At 51.6% G+C, this 15,069-nt stretch carries 16 protein-coding genes; 3 read left to right on the top strand and 13 right to left on the bottom strand.

The annotated features are described in order from the left end of the window. Positions 1-13 precede the first annotated feature (13 nt). Positions 14-568 (bottom strand): ribosome recycling factor, encoded by a 555-nt coding sequence (gene frr, locus C814_RS15220; protein WP_016316254.1) that lies wholly within the window; start codon positions 566-568, stop codon positions 14-16. A 2-nt stretch (positions 569-570) separates the two neighbouring features. Continuing rightward, positions 571-1,284: a UMP kinase gene (gene pyrH, locus C814_RS15215; protein ID WP_016316253.1), complete on the bottom strand. Its 714-nt coding sequence runs from the start codon at positions 1,282-1,284 to the stop codon at positions 571-573. A gap of 341 nt (positions 1,285-1,625) precedes the next feature. Between pyrH and C814_RS15210 the strand changes: the two genes are divergently transcribed. From C814_RS15210 to yaaA, 3 genes are all read left to right on the top strand, one after another. Further along, entirely contained in the window at positions 1,626-2,219 is a 594-nt protein-coding gene (locus tag C814_RS15210) for a DUF4364 family protein (RefSeq protein WP_016316252.1), read from the top strand. A gap of 77 nt (positions 2,220-2,296) precedes the next feature. Next, positions 2,297-2,707 (top strand): hypothetical protein, encoded by a 411-nt coding sequence (locus C814_RS23715; protein ID WP_016316251.1) that lies wholly within the window; start codon positions 2,297-2,299, stop codon positions 2,705-2,707. A gap of 16 nt (positions 2,708-2,723) precedes the next feature. Next, on the top strand, positions 2,724-3,467 hold the full coding sequence (gene yaaA / locus C814_RS15205) for a peroxide stress protein YaaA (protein WP_016316250.1): 744 nt from the start codon (positions 2,724-2,726) through the stop codon (positions 3,465-3,467). Between the two features lie 36 nt (positions 3,468-3,503). Here the strand turns inward: yaaA and C814_RS15200 are convergent, their stop codons facing one another. The 11 genes from C814_RS15200 to C814_RS15155 all read right to left on the bottom strand — a co-directional run bounded on the left by C814_RS15200 (position 3,504) and on the right by C814_RS15155 (position 14,724). Beyond that, positions 3,504-4,043 carry a zinc ribbon domain-containing protein gene (locus C814_RS15200; RefSeq protein WP_016316249.1) on the bottom strand — a complete coding sequence of 180 codons (540 nt, stop codon included), beginning with the start codon at positions 4,041-4,043 and terminating at the stop codon, positions 3,504-3,506. A 153-nt stretch (positions 4,044-4,196) separates the two neighbouring features. Continuing rightward, on the bottom strand, positions 4,197-5,483 hold the full coding sequence (locus C814_RS15195; protein WP_016316248.1) for an aspartate aminotransferase type Ic: 1,287 nt from the start codon (positions 5,481-5,483) through the stop codon (positions 4,197-4,199). Positions 5,484-5,572: 89 nt separating this feature from the next. Continuing rightward, positions 5,573-6,199 (bottom strand): MBL fold metallo-hydrolase, encoded by a 627-nt coding sequence (locus tag C814_RS15190; protein WP_016316247.1) that lies wholly within the window; start codon positions 6,197-6,199, stop codon positions 5,573-5,575. Between the two features lie 61 nt (positions 6,200-6,260). Beyond that, the gene (gene asnS / locus C814_RS15185; RefSeq protein WP_016316246.1) at positions 6,261-7,655 is read right to left on the bottom strand and encodes an asparagine--tRNA ligase; all 1,395 of its coding nucleotides are present in this window, start codon (positions 7,653-7,655) and stop codon (positions 6,261-6,263) included. A 42-nt stretch (positions 7,656-7,697) separates the two neighbouring features. Then, positions 7,698-8,039, bottom strand: coding sequence for a histidine triad nucleotide-binding protein (locus C814_RS15180; protein ID WP_016316245.1), 342 nt, complete (start codon positions 8,037-8,039; stop codon positions 7,698-7,700). A gap of 16 nt (positions 8,040-8,055) precedes the next feature. Then, on the bottom strand, positions 8,056-10,698 hold the full coding sequence (alaS, locus tag C814_RS15175; protein WP_016316244.1) for an alanine--tRNA ligase: 2,643 nt from the start codon (positions 10,696-10,698) through the stop codon (positions 8,056-8,058). A gap of 386 nt (positions 10,699-11,084) precedes the next feature. Then, positions 11,085-11,246 carry a DUF6440 family protein gene (locus C814_RS15170; RefSeq protein ID WP_016316243.1) on the bottom strand — a complete coding sequence of 54 codons (162 nt, stop codon included), beginning with the start codon at positions 11,244-11,246 and terminating at the stop codon, positions 11,085-11,087. Positions 11,247-11,341: 95 nt separating this feature from the next. Further along, positions 11,342-12,112 carry an RNA polymerase sporulation sigma factor SigG gene (gene sigG / locus C814_RS15165; protein ID WP_016316242.1) on the bottom strand — a complete coding sequence of 257 codons (771 nt, stop codon included), beginning with the start codon at positions 12,110-12,112 and terminating at the stop codon, positions 11,342-11,344. Between the two features lie 74 nt (positions 12,113-12,186). Next, entirely contained in the window at positions 12,187-12,621 is a 435-nt protein-coding gene (locus tag C814_RS15160; RefSeq protein ID WP_016316241.1) for a pyridoxamine 5'-phosphate oxidase family protein, read from the bottom strand. A 118-nt stretch (positions 12,622-12,739) separates the two neighbouring features. After that, entirely contained in the window at positions 12,740-14,050 is a 1,311-nt protein-coding gene (locus tag C814_RS0105015) for a HAMP domain-containing sensor histidine kinase (protein ID WP_016316240.1), read from the bottom strand. Continuing rightward, the gene (locus C814_RS15155; protein ID WP_016316239.1) at positions 14,047-14,724 is read right to left on the bottom strand and encodes a response regulator transcription factor; all 678 of its coding nucleotides are present in this window, start codon (positions 14,722-14,724) and stop codon (positions 14,047-14,049) included. The genes C814_RS0105015 and C814_RS15155 overlap by 4 nt, the downstream gene beginning before the upstream one ends. Positions 14,725-15,069: the final 345 nt, after the last annotated feature.

Raw genomic sequence — 15,069 nt, 5'->3', positions numbered from 1 at the left:
GTTCCTCCGTTCGTTAGATTTCCAGAATTTCTTTCTCTTTTTTCGATGCGATCTCATCGATCCGCTTACAGAATTTATCAGTTAGCTTCTGCATATCCTCTTCCAAGGTCTTCTGCTCATCCTCACTGATCTCACTGCTTTTTTTCTGTTTCTTAAAGGTATCATTCGCATCCCGACGGATCGAGCGAATCGCTACTTTCGAATCCTCTCCTTGCTTGCGGATCTGCTTGCAGATATCCTTTCTGCGTTCCTCCGTCAGCGGCGGGAAAACAATTCTGATTACCATGCCGTCATTAGATGGGTTGATACCAAGGTCGGACACCTGAATCGCCTTTTCGATGGCCTTTAGGGTAGATTTATCCCAAGGTTGGATAACGAGTATACGAGCTTCGGATACGGAAACCGCAGCCAGAGATTGAATTGGGGTCGGCGTGCCATAGTAATCGACAGTAATTTTGTCCAGAACAGCCGGATTGGCACGCCCTGCGCGGATCGAAGCGTAGTCCGATTCCAGAATACGGATGGTCTTTTCCATCTTTTCATTGTAAACCTGAAGCTTCTCTTTCATGGTTAGTCCTCCTTCACAATCGTACCAATATTTTCACCCTGAATAGCCGCCAGAATATTGTCCGGGTCCGCCAGACTAAACACCAGAACCGGTATTCCATTCTCTCTGCACATCGCCGCTGCGGTGCTGTCCATTACTGCCAGTCCCTTTTCAAGCACTTCCTGGAAAGTCACTCTTTCATACTTAACTGCATTTGCGTTTTTATTTGGGTCACAGTCATAGACACCATCTACCATCGTGGCCTTCAACATGATGTCCGCATCAATCTCCGCGGCACGAAGGGAGGATGCCGTATCAGTTGAGAAAAACGGGTTTCCTGTACCGCATCCAAAGACTACAACCCGCCCCTTTTCCATATGCCGAATCGCTTTGTTCCGAATGTATGGTTCAGCAATCTGCTGCATCGTGATTGCTGTCTGTACACGCACTTCAACCCCATGCGTTTCCAACGCATCTGCCAGTGCCAGCGCATTCATCACTGTCGCCAGCATTCCCATATGATCTGCACGTGTGCGATCCTCCATCTGGCTGCTGCTTCGCCCTCGGAAGAAGTTGCCGCCACCTACAACAATCCCAATCTGCGCTCCAAGATCCACACATTTTTTAATACTTTCGCAGATCGAAGAAATCACATTGTAATCAATCCCAAACTTCTTCTCACCGGCAAGAGCCTCTCCGCTCAACTTGAGCAGGACCCGTTTATACTTGATTGGCATAAACTACCTCCATAGAATGTTTTTTCCACGGTACAACTGGCTTCCGCATACTCTATTTATTTTACAATAACCACCCGATAAAGTAAAGATAAAAAGACAGATTCTTTCCAAAATAATCACCTTTTGCAGGTAGAAGTAGAGATGTCTCAAAAAAAGTGCTAGATTGGAGCGGAAAGTAAGGTCATAGAACTATCATGATTGAGAGAGCAGTTCTATACAATAAGTGAAATACTGGAAATTCAAGTGTACTTATGATTCAGATCAAATCTCAAAGCTATTGACGTTACCCTCTAAAATTATGTATGATAGATAGAAAGGATCATGAAGAGAGGATGTTTGGAATGTACGATGTTTTCCGCGCCGGTGTTGAACCCGGCGGCCTTACAATGGATTATGAAATCAAGATTCTGATCTGTTATATCCTGCGTAGCCTGGGGCATCCAATGCCAATCTCTGCGCTGATTGAAGTTTTCGTTTCCGAAGGGATCGGCAACTATTTTGAGGCTGCAAGTGCAGCTTCAGGATTGGTTAAGAGTGGACACATAGAAATTCTGTCTCCCAGTCCATCCGAGCCTGATCAATGCTATCAGATCACCGATCTTGGGCGCAACGCTGCCGAGACATTCGAAAAGACACTCCCCCTTTCGATCCGTGAAAAAGCGGTTGCTGCCGCACGAGATTATTTTCTGATCCGGGAGCACCGAACTCACAACAAAGCGGAAACCCGCAAGGTGGAGGATGGGTATCTACTGACCCTCACAATCAGCGATATTGGAAGCGACCTGCTGACGCTGACCATTCTGCTGCCAGATGCAGAAACCTGCCGAAAGCTTCAAGATCGTTTTTTTAAAGACCCAGTCACTACCTATAAAGGCATTGTTGCGGTTCTGACTGGAAATTTTGAGACAGTCGGCGCACTTCTCGAAAACCAGTGATTTGACAGCTTGTTCAGAATCTGGTATCATCTTTTTTCATAAGACTTGAATTGAATTCGGATTAGGGAGGTATCTTCATGCTCCATCAATGGATGTTCTGGATTATGCTGCTGCTCTGCGGCTTTCGGCTCAGCGGGCTGACGTTTCTCCTCTCGAACGACCTGGATCGCCTGCCGACTGTTATCTACTACTCTGCGGGCGTAGCCATTTTCCTGGGACTTGTCCTTCTGTGTAAGCGAATCATCCTTTCTTTCCTGAGGACCCGCGACCTCGTTTTCTTTTATGTAATACACGCGGTCTCTGTCCTGCTCAATCTGATCGTGATGAAAGCATCTCGTCCGCTTGTCGTCTACAACACGGATCTTATTGTAACCGGTACTCTTTTTGATATCCTGATAAGTATCGTGCTGGTCATTGAAGCAGCTGTGGAGCACCAACATATCCGTCTCGAACCTGCCGAACCCGCTGAGCCAAACGAATCTATATAATCCGCAGGAGAATGCCATGTTCATTATCCTCTCCCCAGCCAAAAATATGCAGTCATCCCGTCTGGAGGGGTTGACTCTGTCCCGCCCACGTTTTCTCGCGCAGACAGAACAGCTTGTCGAAACTCTCCGCAAATTTAGTCCATGGCAGCTTGAACGCCCCATGTCAGTGAATCCCGACCTTGCGCTCAAGGCATTCGACTCCTTCCAGTCGTTCGACCCAGATGCAGAAGGAACTGCTGCGTTACTCGCTTACCACGGCCTGCAATACCGCAATCTCGATCCGCAATCGTTCAGTCTTGCGGACTTTGCTTTCGCAAACGATCATCTGCGTCTACTCAGCGCATTTTATGGGGTTCTCCGACCAACCGACGGGATTCTTCCCTATCGGCTGGAATTTCTCTGCAAACTGAAATTTGGCGGGCAAAATCTCTATCAATTCTGGGGGGATCTGTTTTATCGAGACCTGCTTTCCAGCGGAAAGACGGTTATCAACTTAGCCTCTGCGGAATATTCCAGAACGGTACAGCCCTATCTAACCCCGCACGACCGGTTTCTTACCTGTAATTTTCTCGTGATGAAGAGAGGAAAACCCAGAATGCTCGCTACTGCCGCAAAGATGGCACGCGGGCGGATGGCACGTTATATTGTGAAAGAGCGAATCGACGATCCAGAGGGCTTGAAGGACTTCTGCTGGAATGGATATACGTTTATACCGCATCTATCAGATGAATCTACATATACCTTTTTGCAAAGAGAATAAGAAGTAAAAAAGACTGCGGTAGCAGTCTTTTTTGTTTCAATAATGCTTATAGGCAAGGATGCTGGTCACAGACGAAATAACCACCAAGGCACACCCGGCAATCAACAGATAAGGGATCGCTACAACATCAAAAAACAATCCTGATCCCTTGCCGGTATAGCACTGTATCGTCAGGATCAGTCCGCAGCCAGAGGCAAACAGCCAAAAACTGTCGAACAGCAATCCGCCCCTGCTCCCTCCGAGGATCAACTCCTGCACCAGCAGGACCACCGATGGCACCGCAAGCACAAGGGTGCGGATCCACCAATTCCGGTCGATTTCCGGTGGAACCGAGCCGCCATATCCAAACATGACCATCAGCTGAAAGGCAAGCGCCGCCAGCAGTGCAAGGCATCCAAAGATACCCAAAACCATTGCGCAGATGCCTGCCGCACCGGCCGGTGCTTCTAGTAACGGATCCTTGCCTTTATGCCGTTCCTCCCGCGCAAAATAGTTATTGACAAGGGATTCTCCGCAGTAGCCGCAGGAACGCGCCCGCCCACTGACCGGATGCCCACATTTCGGACAGTTTATCATCCCATCATCCCTTTCGATCTCCTCATCGTCTACTGTTCAAATATTCCAGCTTTAGTGTAGCACAACCGGACGCTCTTGACAAGAGATCGTTCTACAAAAGACGCAGGCACATAGCACTCTCTGCGCCTGCGTCTTTTGTCTTTAATTTTCGGTTTACTGCTCCAGCAACTTTTCAACTCCTGCTAACTCGACGCAGAGGCAAAGCAGTTCCACCGCCTGCTGGAGCTCGGAGACGGTCGGATAGGAAGGTGCGACGCGGATATTACGATCACGCGGGTCCTTTCCATACGGATAAGTCGCACCTGCGGAGGTCAACACAACACCTGCATCCTTGCACATCTGAACCACCTTTTTGGCACAGCCGTCGAGCACATTCAGTGAAATAAAATATCCGCCCTTCGGCTCAATCCATTCGGCAATCCCTTTTCCAGCCAACTCATTATTGAATGCATCCAGTACCGTCTGGAACTTCGGACGCAGTTCCGCCGCCAACTTTTCCATATGCGCGAGCACACCGTCCAAATTTTTGAAGTACCGCGCATGGCGCAGCATGTTGACCTTGTCAAAACTGATCGTCTGGATCGTCAGCAGATTTTTCATGTTCTCCATAACCGCAGTTGAACATGCAAAGGCCGCAACACCAGCACCTGCATGGGAAATTTTGGATGTTGATGCAAACATCATTACTCGGTCAGGATCTCCCGCTGCCTTACACTCCTCCAGAATATTCAGGATCTGCTGCCGCTCCTCGGGATGCAGGTCATGCACTGCATAGGCGTTATCCCACATAATCATGAAATCACTTGCAGCGGTCTTCATGCGCGCCAGACGCCGCACCGTTTCGTCCGAATAGGTTACACCGTTCGGATTGGAATATTTCGGAACACACCAGATACCTTTAATCGTAGGATCAGACGCTGCCAATCGTTCAACCACGTCCATGTCCGGACCGTTTTCATCCATCTCCACTGGGATCATCTCAAAATTGTAACGCTGGGTAATCGCGAAATGGCGGTCATACCCCGGCACCGGGCAGAGGAATTTTCGTTCAGGGGTCTTCCACCACGGCTCCGCACCCGGCCGCACCCCATGCAGCACCATCTTACCAATCGCATCATACATCATGGTCAGGCTCGAGTTGCCGCAGATGAACAACTCCTCGGGGGCAACGCCCAACATCTCACAGAAGATCACTTTGCAGTCGGGAATACCGGTAAAATCCCCGTAGTTACGGCAGTCGGTACCATCGGCGGACAGACAGGAGGTCTTGGAATTGACCACATCAAAAAGGCCGTTTGCGAGGTCAAGCTGATCGGATGAGGGCTTTCCACGCGACATATCGAGCTTCAAGCCCCTGCGTTTAAACTGCTCATACCGTTCTGTCAGCTCGGTGCGCAGGGTTTCCAGCTCTTGCCGGGAAAGTTCGCTGTATCTTGCCATAAGTCGATAACCTCCATCTTTTATTTTTTATCATATAACATTTTTATTATACATGAAAACACCAGTTCCCGCAAGCTGATTTAGACAATTCACACAAAAAATCTTCTGCGGATTGTGAAACCATGACTTGTGAGCACGATTTTTGCACCGCTTTCTCGAATACGGGACACCGATTCCAAGCAGGATTTCCGATCTTCAAAGATCAGCGGCGGCGAGAGAGCTGGCATCCGCATCAGTGCATCCCCAACCACAATGGCTTCCCCCGCGATCACTCCTGTCGAACCAGCGGTATGGCCCGGAAGCTCGATCACCTGCGCATCCACCCCGTAGGCATTCAGACGCATCCCATCCGAGAGCAGGATTTCCGGGGAAAACGGCTCCAACGGCTTCTGCATCAGCTTTTGGGAAAAGTAGCGCAGCATCTGCCCACGTACGCCCTGTGCATTGAGCGGACGGGCGGACTGATGTTCCAACAATGGCAGGTCCGCCGGATGGAGCGCAACAGGTACCTTCAACTCCTGTGCAAGAAACGCTGCATTTTTGATGTGGTCAAAATGGGCATGGGTCAGCAAAATCAACCGGACATTCGCATCCTGAACCTGTCTGAGAATCTGCCCCGCATTCCTCATTCCTGTGTCGATCAGCACCGAGCCCGTCTCTCCTCGTAGTAGCCAGCAGCAGGCCGTCCCTGCCGGAATCCGCTCAATCACCTGCATAAAAAGCGCCTCCCTGTCAAAAACCGCGCGCGGGTAAACTACCCGCGCGCGAAACACAAACTCAATATTCTGCCGAACCGGTTGTCCGCGGGAACGGAAGCACGTCCCGAATATTCGAAACCCCAGTGATATACATAATCAACCGTTCGAAGCCCAATCCAAATCCAGAATGTCTGGCACCGCCATATCTGCGGAGATCAAGGTACCAGCTGTAGTCCTCTTCTTTCAGGCCAAGCTCTGCAATTCGGCTGGTCAGCACATCAAGCCGCTCTTCACGCTGGCTTCCGCCAATGATCTCCCCAATACCAGGCACCAGCATATCTACCGCTGCGACCGTCTTGTTATCATCATTCAGGCGCATATAAAACGCCTTGATTTCCTTTGGATAATCGGTCACAAATACCGGCCGCTTCATTAGCTCCTCGGTTAGATACCGTTCATGCTCGGTCTGGAGATCACATCCCCAGTAAACCGGGTACTGGAACTGGTCTTTGACTTTTTCCAGCTGCTCGACCGCTTCGGTGTAGGTCAGGTGTGCAAACTCCGAATGGACGATCCCGTTAAGCCGCTCGATCAGCCCCTTGTCATAGAAATTGTTGAAAAACGTCATCTCCTGCGGGCACTGCTCAAGTACATAGGAGAGTACAAATTTTATCATATCCTGTGCAAGGTCCATGTTATCCTGAAGATCCGCAAATGCAATCTCCGGCTCGACCATCCAGAATTCCGCTGCATGGCGGGCCGTATTGGAGTTTTCTGCGCGGAAGGTCGGCCCGAACGTGTAAATATTCGAGAATGCCAGCGCCATACATTCCCCCTCCAGCTGCCCGGAGACGGTGAGATTGGTCGCCTTTCCGAAAAAGTCCTGCGAGTAATCTACCTTTCCGTCCTCGGTAAGCGGCGGGTTCAGTGGATCAAGGGTGGTGACCCGGAACATCTCCCCTGCCCCCTCCGCGTCACTGCCGGTAATCAGCGGGGTATGCACATAAACGAAACCGCGTTCGTTGAAAAACTTATGGATTGCGTAAGCCGCGACCGACCGCACCCGGAACACTGCTGCAAAGGTATTGGTGCGCGGACGCAGATGCGCGATCGAACGCAGGAATTCAAGCGAATGGCGCTTCTTCTGGAGCGGATAGTCCGGAGTGGAAGCCCCTTCAATCTCCACCGCGTCTGCATGAAGCTCAAACGGCTGTTTCGCATCCGGGGTCAACAGGATCGAGCCGCGGACCACCAGCGCACTGCCGACATTGAGTTTGACGACCTCGGAAAAATTCTCAAGTTTACCCGCTTCAAGGACAACCTGTAAGTTCTGAAAGGAAGAACCATCGTTCAGCTCGATAAAGCCGATCGACTTGGAGTCCCGGATCGTTTTTGCCCATCCGCAGACGGTTACTGGCGCACTGGTATATTCCTGTACTGCCGTGAACAGCTTTTTGATCTCTGTCCTTTTCACAATATGACCACCTTTTCTGAAATCTGCTTTTCAATCTGCCAATCAGCCTGGAGGCCAGGCAAGGTTGCGCTGCGCGAGTACATGGAAGTGCAGGTGCCCGACCGTTTGTCCCGCCATTGGGCCACAGTTGTTGACCACGCGAAAATCATCCCCGCAGTCCAGTCCCTTCGCAAGCTTGGCAATTACTGCAAAGATATGCCCAACCACCGCGCAGTTTTCCTCGGTGAGCATATTTGCGCCCGAAATATGCGCTTTGGGCACCACCAGAAAATGTACCGGCGCCTGCGGATCAATGTCATGGAATGCATAACACCGGTCATCCTCATAAATCTTTTTGCTCGGGATCTCTCCCGCAATGATCTTGCAAAACAGACAATCGCTCACAGCCGATCCCTCCTGATTATTGAATAAATTTGCCCACAATCGCCGGAAGCTGTGCAACCGCTTCGTCGATCTTAAAAATCTCGGTAGTGCCGCCCATTGCGGAGTCCGGACGACCGCCACCCGATCCACCGCAGAGTGCGGTGAACTCCTTGACGATCCTGCCGGCGTGAGCACCTTTCGCGACCGCATCTTTGCCGCAGCAGACAAGGATGCTCGCCTTTCCGGCATTGACTGTGGTCAGAACACAGATTGCTGCCGGATTCCGGTCACGCGCATGGTCTCCCATCGTGCGCAGCGCTTCCACCTTCGCGCCGTTGAGAGAGATGCTTGCAATCCGGATGCCGCCAACCTCCTGCGCACCATCAAACAGGTTGCTCATCTGCACCTCGGCAAGTTTGCTGTTGATCCCGTCCAGCTCCTTCTGAAGGGCTTTCATCTCACTGTTGAGCGCGGCCGCCTTGACGGGAAGCTCAGCGGGATTGCCGACCTTCAGCGCCGATGCAGTCTCCTGCATCAGCTTTTCCTGGTCGGAGATCAGCTTGAGCACATTCCGGCCGGTGACCGCCTCAATCCTGCGGATACCTGCCGCGACCGAAGATTCCTTCACAATTTTGAAGAGGCCGACTTTTGCAGTATTGTCCAGATGGGTGCCGCCGCAAAGCTCGATTGACTCGCCCGGCACGTTGCAGACCCGTACGGTATCGCCATACTTTTCCCCAAACAGCGCCATTGCCCCGAGCTTTTTCGCTTCGTCAATCGGCATCTCCCGTACCTCCACGTCGATCGCGGAAAGTACCGCCCGGTTGACGATCTCCTCGACCTTCTCCAGCTCCTCGGGCGTAACCGCAGAGAAGTGGGTGAAGTCGAACCGGCAGATGTTGTCGTCGTAGAAGGCGCCCGCCTGATGCACATGATCTCCGAGCACATTACGCAGTGCCGCCTGAAGCAGATGGCAGGAGGTATGGTTGCGCATAATATCGCGGCGGCGTCCTGCATTGATCGCCGCAGTGACCGTGTCCCCCACCTTCAAGGTTCCGGCAGTCAGCTCCCCTACATGTACAAAATGTCCACCTTTGGATTTTTTGCAGTCAAAGACATTGAAAAAACTGCTGTCACTTTTGAGCATACCGCCATCTCCGGCCTGACCGCCGCTCTCAGCATAGAACGGGGTAATATCCAGCACGATCGAGCCAAGCTCGCCATCCGATAGCTCTTCCGCCCGCTGGTTATCCTTGATGATTGCCACTACTTTGGCTTTGGCGGCAAAGTCGGTATAACCCACGAAATTGCCATGCTCTTTCACGTCTGAGAGGATGTCCTCCTCCCAGCCGAGATCGCCCATCGCGGCGCGGGCTTCGCGGGCGCGCTGCTTCTGTTCCTCCATCTTGGCGATGAACTCTTCTTCATCCAGCCCGATTCCACGCTCTTCCAGGATCTCTTTGATCAGGTCGACAGGGAACCCAAAGGTGTCATAAAGTTTAAAGGCGTCCGCACCCCGCACCGTTTTGTTCTCTATATCAGAGTCGATCTTGTCGATAATTGCGTTGAGAAGCTCGATTCCCTGGTCGATCGTGCGGGCAAACCGCTCTTCTTCCACCTTGATGACCTTGATAATATAGTCTTTGTTCTCGACCAGATTTGGGTAGGCATTGGCATTTTCGCGGATCACCGTTTCAGCGACCTCATAAAGGAACGGGCGGTCGATCCCGAGCAACCGTCCATGGCGTGCAGCGCGGCGGAGCAGGCGGCGCAGGACATAACCGCGCCCCTCGTTCTGTGGGAGGATGCCGTCCCCAACCATAAAGGTAGTCGAACGAATGTGGTCGGTGATGACCCGCAAAGAGACATCCGTTTTCTCATTGGTGTGATACTGTACCCCCGCGATCTTTGCAATATGGCTCATGATGTTCTGGACGGTATCTACCTCAAATAGATTGTCCACCCCCTGCATGATGCAGGCAAGGCGCTCCAGCCCCATACCGGTGTCGATATTCGGATGCTCCATCCGCTCGTAGTGGCCGTTCCCATCCCCGTCAAACTGGGAGAACACCAGATTCCAGAACTCGACATAGCGGTCACAGTCGCAGCCGACACCGCAGGTAGGTTTGCCGCAGCCGTATTTCTCACCTCGGTCAAAATAGATCTCAGAGCAGGGGCCGCAGGGGCCGGAACCAATCTCCCAGAAATTGTCATCCTTCCCGAGACGGACAATATGAGTTGGGTCTACGCCGACCTCTTTGGTCCAGATTTCAACCGCTTCGTCGTCGTCCTCATAGACCGAAACCCACAGCCGGTCCACCGGAAGTTCGAGCACCTTGGTGATAAACTCCCAAGCCCACGCGGTTGCCTCGTGCTTGAAATAATCCCCGAACGAGAAGTTTCCGAGCATTTCAAAATAGGTGCCATGACGTGCGGTTTTTCCCACATTTTCAATATCCGGGGTACGGATGCACTTCTGGCAGGTGGTGACCCGCTTTCTGGGTGGGGTTTCGATACCAAGGAACCATTTTTTCATGGGGGCCATGCCCGAGTTGATCAATAGCAGGCTTGCTTCATCCGCAGCCGGCATCAAAGGGAAGCTCGGCAGCCGCAGATGTTCCTTGCTTTCAAAAAAGCTGAGGAATTTTTCACGCAGTTCATTGAGTCCAGTCCATTGCATTGTCTCTATCGCTCCTTTAAAATTGTGACAAAATAAAAAACGCCCCCGCCCCATAAAATGGGACGAAAAGCGTAATAAACACCTTCCGCGGTACCACCCATATTGCGCAATTGCGCCGCTCAAGAGGATTAACGCTCGCACCGCGTCCGGCTCCGCGCCGGAAGGCTCAGGGATGGCTTCCACCGGGGTTTTGCAGCGGCCTCACAGCCCAAGGGCCGCTTCTCTGGGGCAAACATGCGGTGGTTAATCCCATCATCGCCATATGCCAAACAGTATATACCCTAGCTCTGGAAAAGTCAACCGTTTACGCCTGTTCTGTGCATTTTTTCGCGCTGCTAATGCCTGATTTTATGAACACTTTGTCAAAATGCCCAACCATCCAGACGTTATTGCGTTACGACAGGGTTTCCGTCCTTGTCGATCAATGGCGTTAAGCCTGCTGCATTTCCATTCCTGTGGAACATATAATTGACACCCGTCTCTGTGTCGACCCAGATTTCAATTACATCAATGATACCCTGGCTGTAAACTTTTTCAAAACGATCCATAAAAAAGCCTCCTGCCAATCCCAAATTGATCGCTTTATTTTATCATTTCCAGTTTTGAGTGTCAATGTGGGACTGGTAAAATTGGCCTATGAACTTCAAATATGCTTTTTAATCCATTCCAGTGCGCCTTTTTCCAGCCTCGATACCTGCGCTTGGGAAATCCCGATCTCTTTTGCAACCTCCATCTGTGTTTTGCCGACAAAAAAGCGCAGGGACAAAATCTTTTTTTCCCGTTCTCCGAGACTCTTCATCGCCTCCTTGATCGCGATTTCGTCCATCCAGTCGCTCTCACCATTTTTATCCCCCACCTGGTCCATCACAAAGATGGTGTCCCCGCCATCCGAATAGACCGGTTCGTAGAGGGACATCGGTTCGACGATCGCCTCGAGTGCAAGCACGACATCCTCCTTCTTAACCCCCATTTCCTTTGCGATCTCATCAACCGTCGGCTCCCGGGAGTTGCGGTTCATCAGCGCCTCTTTGGCCTGCATCGCCTTATATGCCATGTCCCGGAGTGAACGGCTCACCCGCACCGCGTTGTTGTCCCGCAGATGCCGCCGGATTTCCCCGATAATCATCGGCACGCCATAGGTAGAAAACCGGACATTTTGGTTCGGATCAAAATTGTCGATCGCTTTAATCAGGCCAATACATCCCACCTGAAACAGATCATCGAGGTTTTCCCCCCGGTTGGTGAATTTCTGCACGACCGACAGCACCAGCCGAAGATTGCCGTTTATCATCTCGTCCCGCGCCGCCTGATCTCCCGCACGAATTCTTTTTAGCAGTTCGATCTTTTCCTTTTCCTTCAGGACAGTCAGTTTGGAGGTGTTTACCCCGCAGATTTCCACTTTATTGATATACAAATCCCGCGCACCCCTTATACTCTCTACATTCGAGAAAAGTATGGGCAGTGCGCGGGAAGATCATGCAGGATTTTTCAGTTTCCAATAGTTTCTTGTATTGCAAAATCTTCGGACTTGAAGTTGTGGTAATACCGTCCTGACCGGGCGGTAAAACGCAATACACAGTAGTCTGGGTCATCCGGGCCCTGCGGATAGTAGGCCGTATCCCCTTCCCGCCAGATCCGGTAGCGGGACTCAGAGTCGGTCAATATCTCTATGGTACCGGTCAACAGCGCACCTCGGAAAAAACGCCGGTCACAGAAATAAAGGCAAGCCGCAGGATTCTCGCGGTACTGCGCCACATGCAGCGACGAGATGTTTGTGGTCAGCCAGAAGGTGTGAATTCCCTCCCGTTCGCGCGGTTGGAGCATCGCCTTGACGCTCGGGAACCCCTCCTTATCAATCGCGCCCAAAAAGCAGACCGACTGTTTATCCATTAGATTTCCAATGGTTTTTTCTGCGTCTCTCATAAAAAAGGCCCCTTTCTTTTCCTGAACTATATTTCTTGTCCCACAGGGCACAGTCAAAAGTGGGAGAAAACTTCTGATGCGATTTCCCAGGCAAAAAATCAGGCAAGACCTGAATCCCTTACAAGAATATGGTAAAACGCACGCCGCTTCCGGGCAGGTTTTCTACAGATACTTCCCCACCATGCAACTCCGCTACCCGCTTGACGATCGAAAGCCCCAGACCGTTTCCCTCTCCTCCTCGGGAAGGATCGGCCTTATAAAACTGCTCAAACAGATGCGGTCTGCTTTCCTCCGGAATGTTGTCCCCATCGTTGCAGATGACAAACACCACCCGCCCCCCTTTCTGGTGCAGAGCCAGGGAAATCCGTCCTCCATCCGGAGAAAACTTTACCGCATTGTCGATCAGGTTCGCCCACACCTGCATCAATAACGACTCATAACCTGCAAAATAAATTTCATCCAGTTCGAGGTCCAACTCCAAATTTTTTCCGGTCCAGCCCGCCTCACAGAGGGCAAGCGCATGCCGAATCTGCTCGTCAATCCGCACTGGATGCCGCTCGGATGGGATATTGCCTTTATCCAGCCGGTTAATCATCAGAATGTTCGCCACCAGAACCGACAGCCTGCGGGTTTCGTCGGTGATCGTCCCCACATATTCCCTGCGTTCCTCTGGGCTGCAATCCCCCTCAAGCAGTTTGGCATATCCTTCGATGGCGGTCAGCGGCGTCTTGAACTCATGTGAGATGTCCGAAACAAAGTTGCTGCGGAGCATCTCAACACTGCCAAGCTCCCGTGTCATGGTGTTAAAACTCTCGATCAGCGAACCAATCTCATCCATGCGCTTTGGGGCGGGAATCCGGACGGTAAAATCCCCTGCCGCGACCTTACGGGTTGCCTCGTCCAGCATACGCACCGGCACCAGCAGGCGGTAGCCACCGATCATCGCGGCGATAAGGCCGATCAGCAGGGTAAGCAGCAGCGAAAGCAATTTGGTCTGACGGGAGAGTCGGAAGATCGGTTCCATGTCCGCCTGAACCAGGATATAGCTGTCCTTATACCGGTTGAGCATCGCATGAGGTAGACCGTTCCCACTGGTCCGGGAGAACACAAGGTAGCCATCAGCCGCGAGCCTTCTCTGTTCCTCTTTGTCCAGCTCAAGCGGGGAAAGATCATCCAGTATCCGAAGCCGGAGACGCTCAAAACTGAGCAGCTCGTCAATGTCCGAAAGGGGCAGGTGGTGCTGTTCCAGATAATCCGCTACAGTGTCAATACTGGACAGCACCTGATTTTGTACATCGCCGGCGAACGCCCGTCTGGAGAAATGGGAAAACATGACTGTTGGGACCGCCGTAGTGACCAGCATTATCAGACAGAGCAGACCCACAACCTGATGGTAAACCGTACTGCGGCGTTTGCAGCGCTTTTTCATGTACCCTTCTGCACCCCTTTATAGCCAAGGCCCCGAATGGTGGAAATCTCCAGATCCGGTACCTGCTCGAACCGCTCCCGCAGCCGCTTGATGTGCACGTCTACGGTACGGGGGCTGGTTTCACTGTCAAATCCCCAGATTTCATCCATCAGCTCCTGGCGGGTAAAAATCCGGTTGGGATAGGAGAACAACTTGTAAAGCAGGTAAAATTCCTTTTGCGGAAGCACGACTGTCTCCCCCGGGAGCCGGACCTCGAGCGTATTATAATCGAGTGTCACCTCGCCGATCCGTATTTGATTCTCGCTGTAAATCCGGCTGCGTCGGAGCAGCGCCCGCACCCGCAGAACCAGTTCTTCCAGATCAACCGGTTTGGTCATATAATCGTCTGCGCCCGCCTCAAACCCTTCTTTTTTGTCCACGAACTCGGTTTTGGCGGTCGCCATCAGTACCGGTATCTCCATCCGATTTTCCCGGAGCTGCCGAACCAGCGCATAACCGTCCATCCCCGGCATCATGATGTCAACGATCATCAGGTCGACCGCCTGCTCCCCCAGCAAGTGCAGAGCCTGATCCCCGGTTTCGGCAAGCAGGGTGGAAAACCCTTCCCGGCGCAGATAAATATCGATCAGCCTGCGAATTTTCTGGTTGTCATCCACGACCAAAATTACCGCCATACGATTCCTCCTTTTTCAAAAATTCCTGCTACCATCCTACCAGAAAATATGATAGAATGATAGGGGTTTTCTCAAAAACACAAATATAACACCTCGTTCACAGATTTTTCACACAAATGGTTGCACAGTCCATACTTGGTTCATAATCCGGCTGTAAACTATATCAGAATTATAAGGGAAGCGTTTGAAAAGAACCAAACTGATTCTTTCAAGCCTGCGGCGGGAGCGCCGCAGAGGACTGTTGCAAGCAGCCCTGCTTCATCACCTGGCGCGCTTTGCGTGCTGGCGGACTTTTGCCTGCCACTTCAAAACGGATACCCGTTTTGAAGTGTGTTGAATATATCT

The sequence above is a fragment of the Anaerotruncus sp. G3(2012) genome (genome assembly GCF_000403395.2).
Lineage (GTDB): Bacteria > Bacillota > Clostridia > Oscillospirales > Ruminococcaceae > Anaerotruncus.
Note: the sequence above shows the minus strand (reverse complement) of the source record. Positions and strands in the feature narration are given on the sequence as shown.